Source organism: Clostridium sp. YIM B02500 (assembly GCF_022324665.1).
Lineage (GTDB): Bacteria > Bacillota > Clostridia > Clostridiales > Clostridiaceae > Clostridium > Clostridium beijerinckii.
In genome coordinates this window covers 273,568-295,113 of sequence record NZ_JAKGTE010000002.1, presented here as the reverse complement: position 1 = coordinate 295,113, position 21,546 = coordinate 273,568, and the positions used below count along the sequence as shown (strand labels likewise).

The window sequence follows — 21,546 nt, the reverse complement described above, 5'->3', positions numbered from 1 at the left end:
TTAAAGTAAATCTCAATATAATAAACTTTTTAAAGCATATAAATCTTTTATTTCAATTTGATCTATATAGATTATAACATCTTTTTCATTAATTATTTACTAATTTAAATTTCTGCCATGGAGCTATTGTATCAATCAAAAGCAGTTCTTCCTCTGCGATTCTTCCTACTACATTTGATTTGCCAGAGTTTTTCATAGGCTTTTTAGCTATCTGCATTTCTCCTGCATAATGTCCATATAATGAACTTTCTATAATAATATCTCCTCTTCTTATATCTGGAGTATTAAATATTTCAAAATTGTGGTCTTTATATTTAACTCTGCTTTGAGTTGATCTTATTAAATAATCAGATACATCTCCTCTGTTAAAATGAAATTCTTCAAGCACTATTTTCTTCTCTGTTTCAGGTGCATTTTTATTTATCTCACAATTTAAAGTCAAAACATAAGGATCTATTTCACTTAATGCTTTTAATTCTTCTTCACTAGCAAAGGCATTTGCAATAATTACATCATCTATTAAGTCAGATGTCCATAAATGCTTTGCTTGAATTGTTATTGGAAGCTCTCTATGAATTTCAAGAGTGCATAATCCCTCGTTTACAGGCCATGGACCATGATCTGCACTGTGAGATGAAATAAATGCTGCTGTTCTAATTCCTAACGATTTGAACTGCTTGCTGGTTTTTATAAAATGTTCATAGCTTAATCCTGTATATCTGTGTGGATAAAAATTATGACAGCCTAATATATTATCTGCATTTGGCATATAAGAGAATATATTATCTATATATTTTGTCCCATTGCTCATGTTTAATTCTATTTTCAATTTCTTACTTGTAAATGACATAATAGATTCCTCTAAACCAGTAAATCCAAGATCAAGTCTTATACCATAGAGTCCTAGCTCCTTAAAAAAATCTAAATTCTTATAATCAATTCCAAGTTCATCGAATACTTTAGGACTTATATCTGCTATTACTTCCATATCATTTTCATTTGCACATTGTATTATTTTCTTGAAATTATTGATTATTACTTCTTTACTTCCATCAAAAGATAAAAGACATGTAAAAATTCTTTTAAAATTATATTTATATGCCAATTTTATATAATCTTCTATTTCATTTGCACTACTGTGCATAGGATAAACTGATATTCCTAGCCTTCTCATTAAAAATTCTCCCTTAATTAAAATTTTTGTTATAGATAAACAACATATAAAGCATACTCCTTATTTCGGAGCGTTATATGCATAGATTCATGTCTCACTTGGTCTATCTATATTTTCTTATAGATTTTCACTGACAATCATTTTAAATATAGTGTTTCTCTATTTAATTGATGTGATTTATTTATCATAAAACATACCATTAAAAAATATTTTATCGTCTAAAATTGTTATATTAGTTCCATATTCGTTAGTAATCTTTTCAGATCTTCCACCTCCAACTGGAATTTTATAAAGATTTTCATTGTCTGAATAATTCACATAATAGACATAATCTTTGCTTGCATTTATAAAAGTAGCTTTGTCATTAGATAACTTAGCTTTTCCTGTTCCATCTCCATTTACTTTATATAACTTATCACTATCTGATTTGTTGCTATAAAAAACAGTATCTCCACAAACAGTCATAAATAAAGTTTCATCATCACATACTTTTGTATTTTCACTTCCATCTAATCTCATTCTGTAAATTTTATATCCATCAGATATATTGGTGTAATATATCCATCCATTGCTTACAGTCATATCCTCTGTAGCAGAGGAATTAAGTCTAATTCTACAACTGCCATCTAAAGATATTTTGTATATATTATTTATATCAATTGAATGTGAATTAGTTCTTTTAACATAATATATCCAATTTCCTTCTATAAACATATTTCCTACTGCTTCATTTGCTATGCAAGTGTCCTCTGTTCCATCTGTTTTAACTTTATTTATACTGTGGTGAAAAGCATCTTTCCAATTGCTATAGTAAATCCAGTCGTCTACAAGATTAAGGTTCCATACTCTATTTGGAATTAGTTGTGTATTATAACTTAAATCGCATAAATCTTTCCTAGGAGGATCATTTTTCCTTATTTTGTACAAATAATCAGGAGCTGCTCCATAGACATCTCCTACCCTATTTATATAATATATATAATCATTATCTTCTACAGCCATTCCATCATTTACAATATTGCCTGATGAATTAGAAATTTTTGAATCGTCATTTTTAGGCACATCTGAGCTATTGTAGCAAGTAAAATTGAAATTATATATTTTATCATAAGCTCCATATGAATTTTGATCTGCTCCATTAGATGAAGACCTTTTTACAAAAATCATAACTTTATATTTACCTTCAGTTAATGCAGTATTATCTTCTATTGTAAATTCATTATATGCGGGTATTGGATTTGAATATCCATCAGTTAATTCTGTGTAATCTTCATTTTCACTCCTAGCTATAAATACTCTATACTGCACTGGATCATAATTGCTGTAGTCAGAATAATCTCCATCATACTTGGAACTCATATTTATTTTAATAGTGTCACCACTTAGAACTGGATAATGATCAACTCCTGCATATTCGACATATGGATTTTGCTTCTCAACTGATAAACCTGAAACGGTACCAAAATCCGTATGTGAGAAATCAGTTTCTGTTGTATCAGCTTTTGCACTTGTACTACATGTCATAAAAATCAATGATGTAATAGTAATGACTGAGAATAATATATTGATAACCTTTTTTGACATCTATACATCCACCCCTGATTCTTTTTATTTTATAAAATATTTATTGACAGCTCTAAGTGATGCATCTGCAACTTTTTGGCTGTTTAGTCTATGCATCATCATCTTTGCATCACCATCATCGCACTCAACAGTCGTTTCCATGAGCACTGCGGGGCACCATGCTGATGATAACACTGCGAGATTTGGCCTATCTTGAAGTGGATATGTGTTAGTTTTTATGGTACTAGAAACTTCTCTCATGAGTATTGTTGCAAATTCTCTTCCTGGCTTTGGAGCAGTAGAATTATATAGTACGGTAGTTCCCCTAAACATATAAACAGACTGCATATTAACATCCAATGGAAGTGAATTATTGTGTATACAGAAAAATAAATCTGCATTCAAAAGATTTGCTGGATCTGTTCTATCTAATAATCCAACATTTCTATCATCATCTCTAGTTATATATATACGATATCCTGTTTTTTCAAGGTTTTCTTTTACTCTTTTAGATATATCCAAATTTAACTGCTTTTCATAAGTGAAATTAGCTGTTGCTCCAAGCTCTGAGCCTCCATGACCAGGGTCAATAATTATTATTTTCGAATTATCTTTAACCTTTTCTTCAAATGTAACATCTATAAATGTTTTAAACTCATATTTATTATCCCCTAAGGAAGAATATCTCCTTTTTACAGGATTTATTTTAACATTAAGTTTTCCAGAAGTCTCAATATCAACTTTTGCTGTATTATTATCAAGTTTATCTAGCTTTATATTCTTTATATATTTATTATCTTTTAAAACTGAATCGAAGTTATCAGATGCACCAGTAACATTAACCTGTGAAATAATTATTTCAACTTTATTTCCGTCAATGCTTTCAGAACACTTAGGCTCAACGGTATATTTTCTAATATCTCCTGCCTCAGATTCTGTACATGAGTAGGACACTGGAATTCCTAAAGCTCCTTTATGTTCAACTTGATAATATTTAAAAGCATCTTGTTGTAAGTCATAAACTTTGCTATCGCTAGCTTCAGTAGTAGTAGTTTCTTCTGCATTGCAATAAGAAAAAGGTAGTATAAAAGTACAGACTAAAAAAATCCCAAAGACCATACATTTAAATTTTTTCATAAATACTTACCTCCACTACATTTTTTCTTTATATCCTATATAGACTTTTCATTCTATTTTTTCATAAATTTGTTTGGACTATTCATTTAATTACATAATATTTAATTTATTTTACTTTTCGTTCATAATCTTATACATTCCTACCATTTTCTCAATTAGAACATTTTCAGACATGGCAGTCATTAATTGATCTTGCGCATGAACCATAAGTAATGTTATTTTAATTCCTTTTCCATTTATCTCAGCCTGAATCAATTTTGTCTGAGTACTATGAGCTAGTTTAAGTTCTTCTCTAGCCTTTTTTAAAAATTCTTCTGCTTTATCGTAGTTTTTATTTTCAGCTTCATCAAGAGCTTCAAAGGCATATGCTCTTGAATCTCCTGCATGTGATATTATTTCGAATATTTCTTGCTCCATATAGCTTCATCTCCAATATTATTTATTAAATTGCGGTAAATATCCTTTGTTTAATGAACATAAGTCCTCAAATAACTTAATTGCAATATCTACTGATGGGACTAGTGGATTATTAGCTAGTGCCATTATAGCTTGATTTGTACTTCCATGTACTCCAGCTTCTATTGTTGATATCTCATAAAATTTTACACTGTGAATAAGTCCTAAAATTTTTTCTTCTACAGGTCGTGTCAAAGATAATGGAGTCGCACCTCTCTTATCTACTAAACAGTTAACTTCAACAACGGAATCATCTGGAATTCCTTTAATAGTTCCATTATTTTTAACATTTATTGTATGAATGTCTTTTTTATCATTGTATATTGAACTTATAAGTGATACAGCTGCATCCGAATAATATGCTCCACCTCTTTTTTCTAACTCAGGTGGTTTAACATCTAGATTTTTATCCTTATATTTTTCAAATAAGCTTGCTTCAATTATCTTTACCTGTTCTGCCCGTGTCCCAATAGTTTTGGCTGCATCTTTTTCTTCCTTCAATAATCTATCTGTCATATAGTAATATCTATGATAAGGACATGGTATCATTCCCAAAGCATCTAAAAATTTCTTTGGCCATTTTAAATCTGATATATTTTTCATTGTAAGTTCTGCGCCATCTTTTAATTTTTCTATAACTCTATCAGTTACATTTATGCCTTTATACCATACATTTCGTCCCCATACTAAATGATTAAGTCCTACATATTCTATAAAAACATCCTTACTGTTCACATCTAACATTGAAACTATATCCATCTTCATGTGTATTGGAACATTACATAGACCTATACATTTAATATTTGTATATTTCAATACAGCTTCTGTTATAATTCCTGATGGATTGGTAAAATTAATAAGCCATGCATTAGGACATAATTCTTTTATATCTCTTGAAATATCTAAAATTACAGGAATTGTCCTAAGAGCTTTTGCAAAACCTCCCGGACCAACTGTTTCTTGACCTAATACGTTATACTTTAAAGGGAATCTCTCATCTCGTGCCCTTGCATCTAATCCTCCAACTCTAAATTGTGTAACTACAAAATCGGCATTCTGTAGAGCCTCTCTTCTATCTAATGTGAGAGAAATTCTAATATCTAAATTAGCCTTTTCACACATTCGCTTTGCTAAAGCTCCTACTACATTAAGCTTTTCCTTACCATCTTCTATATCGACTAAAACTATTTCCTTAACTGGAAGTTCATCTTTTCTCTTTATAAAGCCTTCTATTATTTCTGGAGTATAGCTGCTTCCACCACCAATTATTACAATTTTCAACTCACTCATCTTACGCCTCCAACTTGATTTTGTTATGCAGTATTTATGCAATAACTGCATAACAAATTTAAAACTATAATCAATTTTTATTAATTATTCTCCATACCCTCTTTAATTAATTTCTTTTCATATGCTTTTAGGAATGGGAAATATAAAGCAGTTACAATGGCTATATTTATTAATACCAAGATTATTGCTCTCCAGTCTCCACCGGTTGCAAGATACGCACCAATAGGTGCTGGCAATGTCCATGGTGCCAAAATAACTGGTTTAGATACTAAATTTAAAGTCATAGCAAAGTATGATACACACCCGCAAATTAATGGTCCAAGAATAAATGGTATTATTAATAATGGATTTAACATAATTGGAGCTCCAAAGATGACCGGTTCATTAATATTACAGATTCCTGGAATTAAGCTTGCTCTAGCGATATCTTTTAAGTATCTTGATTTAGAGCCTAGCATTAATATTACAAGTCCTATTGTTGCTCCTGACCCTCCAATCCATACAAACCATTGAAAAAATGGCTCTGGTGCTATATTAGGAATAGGCTGTCCAGCTGCTTGAGCTGCTACATTAGCATCAAGCATTGCAAGCCATATAGGTCTTGCAACAGTACCAACAACAGAATCTCCATGTATTCCGCATCCCCATAAAAGTGTAATAAGTAAGATTGGAACTAATATTCCAGGAAGTGAATTACCTGCAGTTACCAAAGGCGTAAATATACTTAGCACAAATTTTTGAATATCAAAATTTAATAAATCTCTTATGATCCATATTGGTACTATAATAAAAGCTGCTGGAATAAGAGCTGCAAAAGAATTAGCAACTGATGTTGGGACTTCTTTTGGCATCTTAATAGTTAGATTTTTTTCTTTACATACTCTAAAGATTTCTACAGCAAAAATAGACATTATAATAGCAGTAAACATACCAGATCCGCCTAAACTAGATAACGATAACATCCAGCCGTTAGGATCAATATTTAATGGAACATTTGTAAGCAGGAATGCTGCAAGACCTAAGCTTCCACCAGATAAAGGATCTAGCTTATATGACTTTGCTAGATTATATGCTATTCCAAAAGATGCATATAAGGCCATTATGCCCATACTTAAGCGATATGGAAACATTATCTGATTAACATATGGAGCCACTAATTGCTTTAGCCAGTCATTTGGCGGAACTGCAATTACGAGAAAAAAACTTCCAATTATTATAAGTGGAATAGTAGATACTATACCATCCCTAATAGCTTTTAAGTGCCTCTGCTCAGATAATTTAGTCATTGGTGGCAATAAGTACTTTTCTAGCCAATTAAAAAATTTATTCATACTTCCTCCTTATCTTTTATTACTGTTTTTACTTACAATAGCTCTTTATTTGCTTAAGAACTCTTGCTCCACCAAGTGGTGTATATCCCATTGGTTCAATAGCAGTTACTTCAAGACTATATTCATTAGCTTGATCTTTAAAACCATTTAACCTATGTCTTACTTGAGGCGCAACTAAAACTAAATCATATTTATTTTGCTGAATTTCATCCTCAAAATCGCTAGTTCCTACCGCTTTGATTTCTAGATCAAATCCTTCTTTATCAGCTTCCTTTTTTATCGCTTGTACAACAATTGCACTAGACATTCCCCCGGAGCAAACCATTAAAACTTTCATAACAATATCCCCCTTCAATTAGCAATATATTTAAATGCTGCTTTACAATATATGTATTTTAGTACTATCAGTATTATTACCCGCTTTTGGTTTTAATTTAATAAAGTTTCATAAAAAACTCTTATGATTGAAATTTTGTTTCATCAATTAGCAAAATTAAGATTTGCGAAGAAATATTAACAAATAATTATTGACAACTGATAATGATTATTGTTAACATGAATTAAGTACTTTGGAAATTATATTTTAAATCCATGTACGTTGATTAGATAAATATTATTGATACTTTATGGATCACGAAAGGCGGTAAAATCGATGAAAGAACTTCATAATATAGGGTGGTATGCTAATAAGATATCCCCCAAACTACCTAAAAATGCATTTAAACCAGTACCTTCGAGGCTGTTTGGAGGACTTGCATATACAATTATTATAATTTGTGGAATACTCACAATTACTCTATGTAGATTTAATAACATTATAAACTTTTTAATATCTTTAGTTTTAGGCTTTAGTTTTGCATCCATAGGCTTTCTTGGGCATGAAATTTTACATGGCACTGTTGTAAAAACACATTGGTTAAAAAACTTGCTTGGAGGTATGGCTTTTTTGCCCTTAAGCATAGGTCCAAACCTTTGGATTAAGTGGCACAATATGAGTCATCATGCTAACACTCAACATGAAATAAATGATCCAGATGCTTGGATGAGCTTTGAGCAATTTAGCAATAGATCTTTTATAAAGTACATTTATAAACTTCCTTTGTGGTTTCGCTCACTATTTAGTTTCTCAGCATTAAGTATTTCCTTTACTCTTCATGGAACTCGCATGTTCTTTATATATGTTAAAGAATTTAAAAGACAAAAAAGCATAAAACTATGGATTCAGTTTATACTCCCTTGGATTATATGGATAGGTTTATTCTTCTTAGTTGAAACTGATAAATGGATTTTCTCATATTTACTTCCATTCCTTATAGGAAATTTCATTGTAATGTGTTATATATCAAGTAATCATAGATTAAATCCTCTTGTACCTATAAATGATCCTTTGGTTAATAGTCTTTCGGTAACAGTTCCAAAGTGGCTTGATGTTCTACATTTTAATTTTTCTTACCACACAGAGCATCATCTATTTCCAGGAATGAATCCTAAATACTATTCTCTAGTAAAGGAAGAAATATTAAAACTCTGGCCAGATAGATATCATCAAATGCCGCTTTTAAGTGCTTTGAAGCTTCTTTGGAAAACTCCTAGAATCTATTATAATAACGAGGAATTAATAGATCCAAGAAACAAACGTATATATACTTCACTAGAAAAAGGATTAAAACCTAATAAAATTTCTTATCATAATCTATAAATAGAATTAGAGATATATAGATAAACCAAGTGAGACTTAAATTTATGCATACAACTCGCCGAAATGAATAATATACTTTTGTTCCAGTTTCTGGGTAATTATGATGGGTGATTCTAAGATTAAAAGCCATCAAATTTCTAATGAAACATTTCACAAAAGCATAATTCTTATTTCTAGTTGGGTTATCTATATAAATTATTAAGATTTAATTCGTCATAAATATTAGATTTTTATAAAAACAAAGACTTAAAGTATCTGTTAGTTACTTTAAGTCTTTGTTTTTATCATTTATAGATATCTAAATTAAAAATTTGAGTTATTAGATAAATATATTTTCATAGCTTTTCGGAACCAAAATATTTATGATTTTAGTAAGTTACCACATAAATTTAGATTTATGCTACATCTTTACTCAACATATCTATATTTTCTAATTGATATAGCGAGCCCAATTAAAAAAATAACTACTAGAGATATCATGCTTAAAGTATATGGAATAAAGATTCTTCCAACTCCTTCATGTGGACTTAGCAAGACTGGTGCACTCCATGGATAAAATGCTGATAACTGTGTATTTACTATTACTATATTTGCGAAAGTAGCTGAGATAACAAATATTATGCCTGGCAATACATTTTTTGAGTAGATAGCAACTGCACAAGTTATGCAAACAAGCATAAAGTGATATACTATCATCTTTAAAAGTGATATGAAATAATATATAAGTAAATCCATATTTAAGCTTTCATGCTTTAGTAAAAATCCTAAAATTATTGAAGTGAAGAATACTAATATTAAAGTAATTGCTATAATATAAAGAATGCATGCAAGCTTAGAAAATAAAAGCTTCATTCTATTAATAGGATAAGTAAACATTACGTTCATAGTTTTGGTTTCATATTCATGTCCAAAGATATAAGCAGCTATTATTCCATAAACTATAGGTGCTACAATATCATTTAGGAAAGAAAATATCACATTTAAATAACCTTCCCATAAAAGTAATGAATTATATTTTTTATTAAAGCCATATATTATAAATGAAATAACAGTTGGAATAAATAGCACTATTGTACAGAATTTGATCTTTGCCTTTCTATACTTAAAAATCTCTGCTAAAACATATTTCATCATAACCTTATTCCTCCTGAAATCCTTACAAAATAATCCTCCAAACCTTCCTTATGTTTAATTAATTCAAATAACTCCACACTATTATTTACTAGTGCTTTGCTTATATAGTTTGTTCTCATTTCTTTTCCTTTTATATTAAGTCTTAAATAGTTGTCATCAATTAATGAACTATCTAAGTTCAAATTTTCATTTAATACTTTTTGCGCTTTTTTCACATCGTCAACTTTAACATCAACATATTCCTCGTAACTATCATTAATCTCATTCATTGAAGCTTCTTTTAATAAGATTCCTTTTTCTATAATCCCAAGCTTAGTCACTGTAAGTTCTAGTTCACTTAATATATGACTTGATATTATAAAAGTCATATTGTCCTCATTAGCAAGTCTTAGTATGAAATTTCTAAGATCTCTTATTCCTAGTGGATCTAATCCATTAGTAGGCTCATCTAAAATTAAAAGCTTTGGCTTATGAAGAATTGCACGCGCTATACCAAGCCTTTGTTTCATACCTAATGAGTACTCTTTAACTTTTTTATTCTTATCATTTAAAAGATCAACTTTTTCTAAGCACTCGTCTATTATTCCCTTATCTTCCACCCCCATATAATTAGAATGAAGTTTTAAATTCTCATAAGCAGTTAGGTTTTCATAAGACGATGGAAATTCTATAATAGATCCTATATTTCTTAAATAAGAAATATTCTTTTTATTAACTTCCTTTCCCAAAACCGTTATTTTACCACTAGTTGCAGGAATCAATCCTAAGATCATCTTCAAAGTAGTTGTTTTTCCTGCTCCGTTTCTTCCTATAAACCCATATATATCATTTTCCTCGATGTTAATACATAAGTTACTTACACTCAATTGTGTTCCATACTGTTTTGTTAGATTATCAGTTTTCAATATATAATTCATATTAATATTCCCTTCAATTTGTCTTAAATATTCCTAAGTAAAATAGAAGCTGTTTCTCAACATGCCCAATTCCCATTATACCCCTAAATAATAAAATACTGTAATAAAAATTTATAAGCCTTAATTTATTGGATTCATACAATCTATATTATCATTGTTGAAACCTATACAATTCCTATAGATAAAAGCCATTTATCCCTAAGAGATATTCATTTAAAAGCAAGTGATACAATTGTATTAGTTTATGCAAACATAACATTAAAAAAATTTAATAATAGTGATTTCTGATAGCTTAATTACTAAAAAGTGCTCATAAATCAGGGTGCATTGAAATATTCTTAAAAAGTAAATATATCGGAGGTAGATTTAAAGCGATTGAATGATATTCCGAGAGATAACAAAGTTTAGTTTATTCTAATTGGTAACGGCAACAAATCTAATGAGGAAATCTGACTAATTTGGACATTTACAATTAATGCCTAATATAATATATTACTATCTATACCAATTAAACAAGAAAATGTCTTAGAAAAAGACAATAAATTTATGGAGGGAATTTTATGAATTCAGGAACAATATCAATTTTAATTTATGTGGGTATTGGAATCTTAGCGCTATTTATATTACTCTATGGCATAGGATTTACAAGTATCGGAACTGATGAGGTAGGTATAGTAGAAAAATGGTGGAGCTTAAAAGGATCTGTGCCTGCTGATGGTTTAATTGCATTGAAGGGTGAAGCTGGTTATCAGCCACACGTTCTAAGAGCTGGAGTGCATTTTAAAACTCCTTTTAAGTACAAGGTTAAGAAAGTAAGACTTGTAACAATTCCACAAGGACAGATAGGTTATGTATTTGCAAGATCAGGAGAAAGTCTTGCAGATGGACAAACTTTAGGAAAAGTTATTCCTGAGTGTAAATCCTTTCAGGATGTAGTAGCTTTTTTAAATAATAGAGGGCAAAAAGGTCCTCAAAGGCAAATTCTTCGTGAAGGTACTTATGCATTTAATCTAGCTCAGTTTATCATAATTACAAAGGATAAAGTACATTCAATATTTACTTCAAAGGATGAATCAGAGCAAATAGAAACTATGAGAAGTGACTTGCTTAGAGTTAATGGATTCATTCCTGTAGTTATCTCGAGCTCAAAAAATCTTGAACAAGATGAATTTGGAAACAATATTAAAACTAAAGATACAATTGGTATAGTAACTGTTAATGAAGGACCTACTCCAGATAACGGAGCTATAATCGCTCCAATAGTTGGTGATGGTATTACAAATGAATATTACCATAGTAACTTCCAAGAACCTGAAAAATTCTTAGCTGCTGGTGGTAGAAAAGGTAAGCAGATGCAGGTATTGACAGATGGCGTTTACTTTATTAATAGGTTATTTGCTAATGTGGACATAGTTCCAAAAAGTATTATAGATATTGGTTATGTAGGTGTTGTTGTTAGTTACTTTGGTGAAAAAGGTGAAGATGTATCTGGATCAGATTACTCTCATGGAGAACTTGTTGAGCAAGGCAAGAAAGGTATTTGGAGAGAATGTATGATGCCAGGTAAGTATCCATTTAATACTTATGCAGGTAAAATCATTCCAGTTCCTACTACTAATGTTATATTAAAATGGATTAGCGGTCAGGTTGGAGATCATAAACTAGATGATAATTTAAAAGAAATTAATCTTATAACTAAGGATGCTTTTGAACCTAATCTCCCACTTACTGTAGTGTTTAATATTGATTATAGAAAAGCTTCTTCAGTAATCCAAAGATTTGGTGATATTAAACTTCTTATTGAACAATCACTAGATCCTATGGTTGCAGGTTACTTTAAGAATATTGGACAAACTAAGACTTTAATTGAATTGGTACAGGATAGAAGCGCTATTCAAGAACAAGCTTCTAAAGAAATGAAGGAAAAATTCAAATTATATGATTTAGAATTACAGGAAGTATTAATTGGTACACCTGCTGCTTCTTCAACAGATAAGAGAATTGATCTAATCCTTGCACAACTTAGAGATAGACAAGTTGCATTGGAAGAAATTAAAACAAATGAAGCAAAACAAAAGTCAGCAGAAAAACAAAGAGAACTTAATGAAGCAATTGCTAAAAGTGCAGCTCAAGCGGCTCTTACTCAATCAAGTATCGATATAGAAGTTGCTGATAACAAAGGTAAATCTGAATTAAAACTTGCTGAACAATTAGCTTTAAAGACTCAAAAACTTGCTGAAGCCGATAAGTACAAGAGAACTCAAGAAGCTGATGCTTTAAGATATACAAAAGAAGCTGAAGCTGCCGCTAACGCTAAAGCTACTGAACTTAATGCAGCTGCTAATGCTAAACAAGTAGAATTACAAGCTGGAGCTGAAGCTTTCAAACTTGAAAAAGTCGGTGCAGCTCAAGCTTTAAATATCAAAGCTGTTGCAGAAGCTACTGCAGAACAAGAAACAAAGGTTGGTCTTGCAAAAGGTACTGCTGCTAAAGCCTTAGTTGATGCTTATGGCGGTCCTGAATTACAAGTACAACAAAGCGTATTAACTGCTTTTGCAGAAGCATTAAAGATAAGCAAATCCCCTCTTGTACCACAAACAGTAATTATGGGGGGGGCTGATGGAAAAACTCCTAATGCTATGGAAGGAATTTTAAGCATGATTTTAGCTAACATGGCTAGTGCTAATGGATCAATAGTAAATACTATTACTCCTGCACATTCTGCTATAACTAATCAATCAGAGAATAGTTCTTCTAAAGAATCAAAGATAGCTAAAAAGAAAGATAATATTTCAGCCAAGGAACCTGAAGTATAAACCTATTTTTACTTCTAGTATTATATAGATATCCAACTCTAAAACTAAATTTATGTGGTAACTTACCAAAATCACAAATATTTTGTTCCGAAAAGCTATGAAAATATCGCTGAAGCTTCTAAGCCGCAGGTTGTATCCATTTTAGCATGCTCCAACTTTCAGTTTGACAAGCTAAAATGGAACAACCTACAGCTAAGAACCTTTAACAGTTCATTTTCAAATGTTTTCTCCACAAATATATTTATGATTTCTAGTTGAGATACGAATTTAAATTCTTAACAACTTTATAAATATGTGTTTATCTAATAAGCCAAATCTTTAAATTTGATATCTATAAGAACGAGATGTATCTAAGTAACTTTTGAAGTTATTTGGATACATTTTTTTATAATCCCTAGAAATAAGCAGAACGTATTTGTTGCAATTCACAGTTATGGTTAAATATCTTATAACATTTTTTAGAATTATCATGAAAAATTATTTTTGCAACATATATATTTGTTTTAGTTTATAAACTTTTGAATCTATGATACAATCAATTATAAAATTGTAAAATCATTTGGATTATATGATTTATTATAGGCATATGAAAGAAAATATACGAGAGTTACGACTTGTTATTTTATGAATAGGCCTTACACTGGAGGGATAAACATGAATGAGAAACAAATAGAAATGATGAAGAAATTAATAGAAGAAAAGAAACAAAAGGGAAATAACACTAAAAATAATAAAAGACCTAAGAAGGTTATTGGCCGAATGTTACTAGATAATGGAAAAACAACTCAATAAAACATTATTATTCTAAGGAAGGTAATGTAAATTGAAATAAATTTACTTTAACTTCATATAGAAAGTTCAGTTATTCTTTCTTCAACAAGATCTTACTGATACTTCTGAAGTCGGAATAGCTGGGTTACTATCTATATATAATAGATAGCCTGAAACTCTTCTAAAGCTCTCTGTTCATAAGCTTTATAAAGTCATCATGTTTCATTAGTATTGAAAAGTAAATGCTTGAACCAGTTAAGAATGTGTTTGCCATTGGTACAATACTTAAAATTATTAGACTCGCAAGCACCTGCCATTCAAGTTTATTACTTTTAAAGTCTATTTCTTTCTTATTTATAAATACTCTGATAAAAAATAATACTAGAAATATGTAGCTTAATACTGTAGATATTGAATATAGATATTCCATTTTATCAAGTCCTTTTATTTATTTTTTATGTACATTACTATTGTATACCTCTATTCAATTAATTTCCACTAAAGTTACATTTTTATGGTTATTTTTTATTCATCTTACTTGTAATTACATTTGAGAAAAATCTGGACTATAAGAAAGCACTGCGCGTATATGACTTTAGCACAATGCTTTTATACCGAAAATTATGTTAAAGATTTAGGGGTATTTCTTCGTACAATTCATCTCTTTCATCGGAGTAAAGCCAGCCTTCATCTTCTGCATAATCAAATATTTCTTCTAAAAGTATATCGTATTCTTTAGCAAAAACTGCTGGATTTCTTTTATATTTATCAATCGTTTGTTCAGGGAAATCGTTCTTTCTAATCTTCTCTTCAAGCACAAGTGCTTTTAAATATGTACTTCCTATCAGTTCTCTAATCACATTATACCTATAACTTCTCGCGCTACAGATATAAAGCCTACATATTACTGGTCTCTCTTCATATATAGTGCATAGATTTGTTTCTGTTATGAAATTACAGTCAGTTTTCTTATCTAATACATACTGATCAAAATCCCTATAGTAATTTCTCTTTTTAACTAACTTTTCTTGCACAAAATTCGAAGCAGCTTCATTATCCCAATTACTTAGTTTATTCACACATACATTATCCATTTCAACAGACCAAGACTTTTTGCAGCAGCTCTCCTCACATCCATTACAATCAAGAGGATTATTATTTAAAAATATATCAATTGCATCTAACACATCTTTAACTGTTGTATTTTTAGCAATTTTGTCATAATTCACTTTTCCTTCGCCATCAAATAGTAATTTCATTTTATAGTTCCTCTATTTCAAATTATTTTTTCTTAATAAAAAGAGCCTAAAGCAGAAAATTTTAAAAAAATACTTTCAACTTTAGGCTAAAATTTTTAGTCTGTTAATATTCAGGTAGTTAAATAATAACTACCTGTAAATTTTTAATTTCCCCAAGAATGCTTCCGAGACACAAAATGTGGAAGTCGCTTTTTTGTAAGTAAAATAGTTTTATATTATAATAGTTAATACTATTAGTAACGCTATAATTTATTACTTAAACTTTCTCTTTCTAGCTTCTTCTGACTTTTTCTTTCTTTTTACGCTTGGCTTTTCATAGTGTTGTCTCTTTTTTGCCTCTGAAAGGATTCCAGACATTGAACATTTCTTTTTAAATCTTCTCAATGCTTGCTCTAGAGATTCATTTTCTCCTACTTTAATTTCTGACATACTTTTATCCCTCCCTCCGGCGCTGTATTGTAAACCACATTAATAGTTTACAAATATAAACTCATAATATACTATACATTATTTACTAAAATGCTGTCAATGCCTTAATAGTTTAGTAATAAAGTCTTATGATACTTCTAAGCTAGATATTCTGTGGTCCTCTGCACTTTTTAATGTATATAAAAAAAATCTGAGAGGTGAATTTATTTTTTTATTCTCGTGATTGCATTCAAGATCATTTGAAAATATTGTTTTATAATTTGCCTACAGATTTAATTACATTATATTTTTCTACGAAAATAAAATTATTATACTTTGTAAAGACTTTTCCTTCATAGGTAGTTCCTAAAATAGAAAAAGAGCTCCCACATAAAATGAGAGTTCTTTTTACGAATCGAAAATCAAGAAATTTATACGCTTTTAATTTTAAGAATTAGGATAGTCAGTAACTGATTGCTTCATATTACCAGATTTTGCAGTATTACCTGTATTATTTACTACGTGTGTTATCTCACCATTACCAGATAAAAATACTGAACATGCATGGTGTACTTTAACTCCAGATGCATTTGGAACCTCTATTCCATTATTTTCTGATACTACAGCATCCCTAAAGTATGAGTAAATTCCTGATCCAAAAAGCTGATGAGAAGTAACTGAATCAGCCACTTTGTAAGAAGCATATCCGTTTTGAGTACCATTATTGCTCATCCAAGATGCTTGATTTGGAACATCATATGGTAATTCACTTTGATAGAAGTATACTTTTCCACCATTACCATTCCATATAGTTTGATACTCCTTAAAGTGCTCTACAAACAATCCATATAGTGTAACATTATTACCATTTACAATAACACCATTTTTTGCGTTGTTAACTGTCCAGCCTACTCCTGTACCGTGATCTGCACGCCATACCCAGAAATCATCGCCTATAACATTATTACTATTTATTTTTAGACTTGTATCAGCATTTCCTACTGCTGCCCCACCAATTCTAAAGAATAAATCACTAAGACTTGTAGGATTAGCTGAGTGATCAGCAGAACTTCCATCTTGTCCAACTTTCAATAATACTGGTGAATTCTTTGCTCCAGCATCAAAAAGAACACCAGAAACTTTTACTCCGTCAACATCTGAAATATTCATTGCGGCAGTACCATTGTCTGGGATCAAAGTTGCAAGTCCAAGACCTAATATAACTGTATTAGACTTTGTTACATTTATAGAATCACTAAGATGATATACTCCAGGAGTAAATATAATGTTCTTTCCTTGGCTAAGGGCTGCATTTATGCTTTCAGCTGTAGATGTATCTGGTTTTGCTATATAGAACTGATCTATAGGTAATGATGTACCTTGTCCTAGACCATTTGCCCAAGTTATTCCTTGAGAATTCTTCCTAAGATCAGGAACAAAAACTTGGTAACTTCCATTATCATCAATATAAAGAAATGGTTTTTCTCTAATAGCTGGTGTTTGACTGACTACTGTATCTGGTGTTGATGGATATGCATTGTCATCTGTAGGTGCTCCATTGTTCCCCACAAACACCATGTTCCAGTTTGCACCATTCCAAGATCCCATTTGACTGTTTCTAGTAAAGAATTGTTGTTGTGATCCGGAAGTAATTGAATTATCAATCTTTGAATCAGCTATAAATCCACCACTAGACCAAGCTCCATCATAATTAGTTCCAAGTGGATCCCATAAAGACAATCCACCTTTAATGTGAACACGTCTCATTGGTGCAGCTTGTGATACTGCCCAAGTTAAGGTTCCTGCTGGCGCTAAATTATTAGAAGAATAAGTTGGAGTGACGGCAACATTTTCAACCGATCTCCAGAAGTTACAAGTCGCATTTCCTCCCATCCAATCTGCTTCACAACGTACTGCACCAGTTATATTAACTGCATCTGGTGTCTTTCCAAGTCCTAATACAGACGTAAAGAAACCTACATTTACATTTACGTTATATGAACCTGGCTTAAACAAAAAGGCATATCTTTCATTTCCAAACTGATTTGTCTCCATCTTACTAAATACGCTATCAACAGTGTTTTGAATATCAGAACTTGGCATTGATGGATCAAATATTTTAACATTTGGACCTAAATCTACATTGTTAGCTGTATTACCATCTGGAGTACCGTATACTTCAAATTCCCATAGAGAGTACCCATATTGTGTAGTTCTTGCTGTTCCAAGCATTCTTATATATCTTCCGGTTGCAGTAGAATTAAAAGTTATGTTTTCTACTCCTCCTGTTCCTCCTGTTTTTGTATAAGCATCTATCCAATTTTTATTATCAGTTGATACTTGTATCTTATAATCTTTTGCAGCAGCGGTTTCCCAATTTAGTTTTACTCCTGAGATATTATAATTTCCACCTAAGTCAATAGATATCCATTGAGGATCACTGCCTTGAGTAGACTCCCACCTAGTTCCTGCATTTCCATCAACAGCTAAAGAAGCAGTATTTCCACCTGTAACTGAAGATGAAGTTGCCGACTTATTTAACGCAATATTAGTTGCTACAGCTGCACTTTGTGTAGATGCATTTGAGGTAATTTCACTGTTTGCTCCTAAACTTACAGTTTCAGCCTTTGTGATAAATGAAGTTGACATAAACATAGTAGTAAAGACAGCCATTGAAAGAGTTAATGATAAAATTCTTTTATTTCTCCTAATCATTATTAAACTACCTCCTAAAAATACAATTTAACCTTATATTTTGAATAATTAGCTTCTTAATTAAAAATACTCTACTTGTTTTGTTGCAACAAAGACATTAATTTACTTAACTGTTTTGAGGTTAAGTTTTATATTTTACTTCACTAATACCTAATACTAAAGCGCTTTAGAATTAAGCATGATGAAGATAAATATCATATTATTAAACTTATTTAACTGAATTTATTTAATTAGTAACTGGAAGTAGGTTTTATGTAGAGAACTTAATTAAAACGTATACATAAAGTGCTTCCATTTACTAAACAACAAGAATTTGCTTATTAGATGACTATATTTACAAAGTTGCTGAAACTTTAAGTTAATATCTTCACTAGAAATTATAAATATATTTGTAACCACAAGAGTCATAATATGGAGGAAACATTTGAAAATGAGCTATCAATAATATTGCTTTATTCATTGGTGATTTCATTATAAACGAGAATTTTATAGTTATGTAAAGGACTATTTTTATGATATGCTGCTTGCGATGTGTATGCTTTACTTTATACCTTGATAATACTCTGATAAAAAACCAAAGTAAACACCAATTTCTTTAAACATTCATATTTTAGAACAAAACGCAAATATTCAATATATCTTTTTATAAATATTCCTTTTATTCTTAAAAATGTGCGTTTAATTCTTATAAAAATGCAAAAGCCATCCATTTCACTGGATGACTTTCTATAGAATTAATATAGCTTAAATAATTTTACTGCTGTTTTTGCAATTTTATATACAGGTGTTTCAAGCTCTCTGCTTGCATTCTTAAGTTCTTTTCGAATTTCTATGTGCTGTGGACAATGCTTTTCACATTTACCACATTCAACACATTGTGAAGCGCTGCTTGGATTTTTACGCACTGCAGTACACATTAGGTAATTATGCCTGCCTGACTTTTTATTCTCAGAATACATGAGATTGTACGAATGAAAAGTTCCTGGTATATCTACCCCCTTAGGACATGGCATACAATATCCACAACCTGTGCAGCCAACTTTAATATTTCTATTTAGCTCATTTTTAATCTGTTCTATTAAGTCAAGATCTTCTTTGGTGAATTCATCAACCTCCACATTACTTGCAATATCTATATTTTCCCGAAGCATTTCAAGGGAGTTCATTCCTGATAATACGCACGTAACCTCAGGCTGATTCCAAAGCCATCTAAATGCCCATTCTGCTGGAGTACGTTTCTTTGAATTTTCCTTTATTATGTTCTTAGCTTTTTCAGGTAATAAATTAACTAATCTTCCACCACGTAATGGCTCCATTATAATTACAGGAAGACCTTTTTTATTAGCAGCCTTTAATCCTCTTTTTCCTGCCTGGCTATGTTCATCTAAATAATTATATTGAATCTGGCAAAAGTCCCAATCATAAACCTCCAGTAACTGAAGAAAAGTTTCTGTATTTCCATGATAGGAAAAGCCAACATTACGAATTTGCCCATTTTGAACTTTCTCTTTTAACCAATCGTCTGCGCCTAATGCTTTTAATCTGTTCCAAGTCTGCACATCAGTAAGCATATGCATAAGGTAATAATCAACATAATCTGTTTGCAGCCTTTTTAATTGTTCTTTAAAATATTTTTCTAAATCCTTCTTTGACTTAACCATAAAATGTGGGAGCTTTGTTGCAATAAATATTCTCTCTCTACATTTATTTCTTTTTAAAATTTCCCCAAGTGTAGCCTCACTACCTGGATAAACATAAGCCGTATCAAAGTAATTCACACCGTTATTTATCGCTTCCATAATTTCTTTTTCTGCTTTATCTATATCAATGCTGGTTCCTTTTCTAGTAAAACGCATACAGCCATAACCTAATATTGATAACTTATTTCCGTTTTTGTCTTCTCTATATTTCATTTTTGAAGATTCCTCAACAGAATCCATCATTGCAACCACCTCATCAACAATTTATATAATATATGTATATTATAACAAATTGAACTTTTTGCCAATAGCAGATCTAATATTCTTTCGTTAAGCAGAATATGGTAAATCTGACTCTAAAATATAATTGATTGTTAATTAATTTTAGTCTAATATTGTTGTTACCCCTCAGTAAACTGCTTTAATAATAAATAATACATTTGAAATCCTAGTAAAGCAAATGCTGAGTTTAGATTAAGATGTAGAAATCTAATTACTGTATAATATTAAATAAAAATTTCTAAGACAGGAGAATAGAAAATGAAAACTAAAAGAAACTATGGTTTTAATGACTACTTTGAGTTGTTTTTATATGCTCTTGCTGTAATTTGTTCTATTTATTTTCTTATTAGGGGCGATATGCAAAGAACACTTCAACCCATATTAATAATCCTAGTGTTAACTTTTATAAAAGTATTAATAAATAAAAGTAGAATTCCAATTTCGACTGGTTTAAGATTTTCTGTTTTAGCATTTATTTTTGTTACTATGTTTTTTGCTAACGAATTTAAAGGTTATTCATTTATACCTTATCTTGATAAAATAGAACATCTGTCGTCAGGGGTTATACTCTTCTATATAGGTTCGTTAATATTGGAGCTTATAAATAAAAATGAAACAAATAAGCTTAATGTGAAAACAATCATTCTTTTTAGCCTTTTCTTTGCAATAGCTATGGCTGGAGTTTGGGAGCTTTACGAGTTTACAACTGATAGATTATTTGGTCTTAGAAGCCAAAATAATAGTCTAGTGGATACTATGGGTGACATTATCTGCGGAAGTATTGGAGCTCTATTTACTAGCATTTACGCTTACAAAAATTTTAAAGTAAACTTTAAAGTTTCATCAGAAGTTATTGGTGATTCTGATAACTTATAAAATAGATTTTAATTATAT

The 21,546-nt window shown here is 30.5% G+C and carries 18 protein-coding genes; 4 read left to right on the top strand and 14 right to left on the bottom strand.

The genetic code is table 11. From position 1 onward, the window contains the following. Window positions 1-88 precede the first annotated feature (88 nt). From L1S46_RS02505 to L1S46_RS02475, 7 genes are all read right to left on the bottom strand, one after another. Window positions 89-1,174 (bottom strand): MupG family TIM beta-alpha barrel fold protein, encoded by a 1,086-nt coding sequence (locus L1S46_RS02505; protein WP_238899154.1) that lies wholly within the window; start codon window positions 1,172-1,174, stop codon window positions 89-91. Between the two features lie 177 nt (window positions 1,175-1,351). Continuing rightward, window positions 1,352-2,758, bottom strand: coding sequence for a DUF5050 domain-containing protein (locus tag L1S46_RS02500; protein ID WP_238899153.1), 1,407 nt, complete (start codon window positions 2,756-2,758; stop codon window positions 1,352-1,354). A 24-nt stretch (window positions 2,759-2,782) separates the two neighbouring features. Further along, window positions 2,783-3,874: an N-acetylmuramoyl-L-alanine amidase gene (locus L1S46_RS02495; protein ID WP_238899151.1), complete on the bottom strand. Its 1,092-nt coding sequence runs from the start codon at window positions 3,872-3,874 to the stop codon at window positions 2,783-2,785. 111 nt (window positions 3,875-3,985) lie between these two features. After that, on the bottom strand, window positions 3,986-4,291 hold the full coding sequence (locus L1S46_RS02490) for a PTS lactose/cellobiose transporter subunit IIA (protein WP_238899149.1): 306 nt from the start codon (window positions 4,289-4,291) through the stop codon (window positions 3,986-3,988). Between the two features lie 18 nt (window positions 4,292-4,309). Beyond that, a complete protein-coding gene (locus tag L1S46_RS02485) occupies window positions 4,310-5,620 on the bottom strand; it encodes a 6-phospho-beta-glucosidase (protein WP_238899147.1) in 1,311 nt (436 codons plus the stop codon). Window positions 5,621-5,700: 80 nt separating this feature from the next. Next, on the bottom strand, window positions 5,701-6,951 hold the full coding sequence (locus L1S46_RS02480) for a PTS sugar transporter subunit IIC (protein ID WP_077869533.1): 1,251 nt from the start codon (window positions 6,949-6,951) through the stop codon (window positions 5,701-5,703). 28 nt (window positions 6,952-6,979) lie between these two features. Next, on the bottom strand, window positions 6,980-7,288 hold the full coding sequence (locus tag L1S46_RS02475) for a PTS sugar transporter subunit IIB (RefSeq protein WP_087701974.1): 309 nt from the start codon (window positions 7,286-7,288) through the stop codon (window positions 6,980-6,982). Window positions 7,289-7,603: 315 nt separating this feature from the next. On the opposite strand from L1S46_RS02475, the gene L1S46_RS02470 reads away from it, so the two are divergent. After that, window positions 7,604-8,650, top strand: coding sequence for a fatty acid desaturase (locus L1S46_RS02470; protein WP_238899145.1), 1,047 nt, complete (start codon window positions 7,604-7,606; stop codon window positions 8,648-8,650). A 408-nt stretch (window positions 8,651-9,058) separates the two neighbouring features. Here L1S46_RS02470 and L1S46_RS02465 read toward each other — a convergent pair whose 3' ends face one another. Both L1S46_RS02465 and L1S46_RS02460 read right to left on the bottom strand, forming a co-directional pair. After that, entirely contained in the window at window positions 9,059-9,784 is a 726-nt protein-coding gene (locus L1S46_RS02465; protein ID WP_077306963.1) for an ABC transporter permease, read from the bottom strand. Beyond that, window positions 9,781-10,701: an ATP-binding cassette domain-containing protein gene (locus tag L1S46_RS02460; protein ID WP_238899143.1), complete on the bottom strand. Its 921-nt coding sequence runs from the start codon at window positions 10,699-10,701 to the stop codon at window positions 9,781-9,783. The genes L1S46_RS02465 and L1S46_RS02460 overlap by 4 nt, the downstream gene beginning before the upstream one ends. Window positions 10,702-11,261: 560 nt before the next feature. Here L1S46_RS02460 and L1S46_RS02455 point away from each other — a divergent pair. Both L1S46_RS02455 and L1S46_RS02450 read left to right on the top strand, forming a co-directional pair. After that, complete coding sequence (locus tag L1S46_RS02455; protein WP_238899141.1) at window positions 11,262-13,517, top strand: SPFH domain-containing protein; 2,256 nt, start codon at window positions 11,262-11,264, stop codon at window positions 13,515-13,517. 654 nt (window positions 13,518-14,171) lie between these two features. Beyond that, complete coding sequence (locus L1S46_RS02450) at window positions 14,172-14,309, top strand: hypothetical protein (protein ID WP_023975606.1); 138 nt, start codon at window positions 14,172-14,174, stop codon at window positions 14,307-14,309. Window positions 14,310-14,469: 160 nt separating this feature from the next. Here L1S46_RS02450 and L1S46_RS02445 read toward each other — a convergent pair whose 3' ends face one another. From L1S46_RS02445 to L1S46_RS02425, 5 genes are all read right to left on the bottom strand, one after another. Further along, window positions 14,470-14,718: a hypothetical protein gene (locus L1S46_RS02445; RefSeq protein WP_023975607.1), complete on the bottom strand. Its 249-nt coding sequence runs from the start codon at window positions 14,716-14,718 to the stop codon at window positions 14,470-14,472. 196 nt (window positions 14,719-14,914) lie between these two features. Further along, window positions 14,915-15,547, bottom strand: a complete 633-nt coding sequence (locus L1S46_RS02440; RefSeq protein WP_077869886.1) for a YkgJ family cysteine cluster protein — start codon at window positions 15,545-15,547, stop codon at window positions 14,915-14,917. A gap of 252 nt (window positions 15,548-15,799) precedes the next feature. Then, window positions 15,800-15,976, bottom strand: a complete 177-nt coding sequence (rpsU, locus tag L1S46_RS02435) for a 30S ribosomal protein S21 (protein WP_012058882.1) — start codon at window positions 15,974-15,976, stop codon at window positions 15,800-15,802. Window positions 15,977-16,402: 426 nt separating this feature from the next. Beyond that, complete coding sequence (locus L1S46_RS02430) at window positions 16,403-18,670, bottom strand: discoidin domain-containing protein (protein ID WP_238899139.1); 2,268 nt, start codon at window positions 18,668-18,670, stop codon at window positions 16,403-16,405. A 734-nt stretch (window positions 18,671-19,404) separates the two neighbouring features. After that, entirely contained in the window at window positions 19,405-20,613 is a 1,209-nt protein-coding gene (locus L1S46_RS02425; RefSeq protein WP_238899138.1) for an aldo/keto reductase, read from the bottom strand. A gap of 297 nt (window positions 20,614-20,910) precedes the next feature. Here L1S46_RS02425 and L1S46_RS02420 point away from each other — a divergent pair, with 297 nt between their 5' ends. Next, on the top strand, window positions 20,911-21,528 hold the full coding sequence (locus L1S46_RS02420) for a hypothetical protein (protein ID WP_238899136.1): 618 nt from the start codon (window positions 20,911-20,913) through the stop codon (window positions 21,526-21,528). Window positions 21,529-21,546 lie beyond the last annotated feature (18 nt).

Excerpts from the sequence above, each read along its gene's own strand:
- L1S46_RS02505 (WP_238899154.1), bottom strand. The coding sequence starts at position 1,174 with ATGAGAAGGCTAGGAATATCAGTTTATCCTATGCACAGTAGTGCAAAT.
- L1S46_RS02500 (WP_238899153.1), bottom strand. The coding sequence starts at position 2,758 with ATGTCAAAAAAGGTTATCAATATATTATTCTCAGTCATTACTATTACA.
- L1S46_RS02495 (WP_238899151.1), bottom strand. The coding sequence starts at position 3,874 with ATGAAAAAATTTAAATGTATGGTCTTTGGGATTTTTTTAGTCTGTACT.
- L1S46_RS02490 (WP_238899149.1), bottom strand. The coding sequence starts at position 4,291 with ATGGAGCAAGAAATATTCGAAATAATATCACATGCAGGAGATTCAAGA.
- L1S46_RS02485 (WP_238899147.1), bottom strand. The coding sequence starts at position 5,620 with ATGAGTGAGTTGAAAATTGTAATAATTGGTGGTGGAAGCAGCTATACT.
- L1S46_RS02480 (WP_077869533.1), bottom strand. The coding sequence starts at position 6,951 with ATGAATAAATTTTTTAATTGGCTAGAAAAGTACTTATTGCCACCAATG.
- L1S46_RS02475 (WP_087701974.1), bottom strand. The coding sequence starts at position 7,288 with ATGAAAGTTTTAATGGTTTGCTCCGGGGGAATGTCTAGTGCAATTGTT.
- L1S46_RS02470 (WP_238899145.1), top strand. The coding sequence starts at position 7,604 with ATGAAAGAACTTCATAATATAGGGTGGTATGCTAATAAGATATCCCCC.
- L1S46_RS02465 (WP_077306963.1), bottom strand. The coding sequence starts at position 9,784 with ATGATGAAATATGTTTTAGCAGAGATTTTTAAGTATAGAAAGGCAAAG.
- L1S46_RS02460 (WP_238899143.1), bottom strand. The coding sequence starts at position 10,701 with ATGAATTATATATTGAAAACTGATAATCTAACAAAACAGTATGGAACA.
- L1S46_RS02455 (WP_238899141.1), top strand. The coding sequence starts at position 11,262 with ATGAATTCAGGAACAATATCAATTTTAATTTATGTGGGTATTGGAATC.
- L1S46_RS02450 (WP_023975606.1), top strand. The coding sequence starts at position 14,172 with ATGAATGAGAAACAAATAGAAATGATGAAGAAATTAATAGAAGAAAAG.
- L1S46_RS02445 (WP_023975607.1), bottom strand. The coding sequence starts at position 14,718 with ATGGAATATCTATATTCAATATCTACAGTATTAAGCTACATATTTCTA.
- L1S46_RS02440 (WP_077869886.1), bottom strand. The coding sequence starts at position 15,547 with ATGAAATTACTATTTGATGGCGAAGGAAAAGTGAATTATGACAAAATT.
- rpsU (WP_012058882.1), bottom strand. The coding sequence starts at position 15,976 with ATGTCAGAAATTAAAGTAGGAGAAAATGAATCTCTAGAGCAAGCATTG.
- L1S46_RS02430 (WP_238899139.1), bottom strand. The coding sequence starts at position 18,670 with ATGATTAGGAGAAATAAAAGAATTTTATCATTAACTCTTTCAATGGCT.
- L1S46_RS02425 (WP_238899138.1), bottom strand. The coding sequence starts at position 20,613 with ATGATGGATTCTGTTGAGGAATCTTCAAAAATGAAATATAGAGAAGAC.
- L1S46_RS02420 (WP_238899136.1), top strand. The coding sequence starts at position 20,911 with ATGAAAACTAAAAGAAACTATGGTTTTAATGACTACTTTGAGTTGTTT.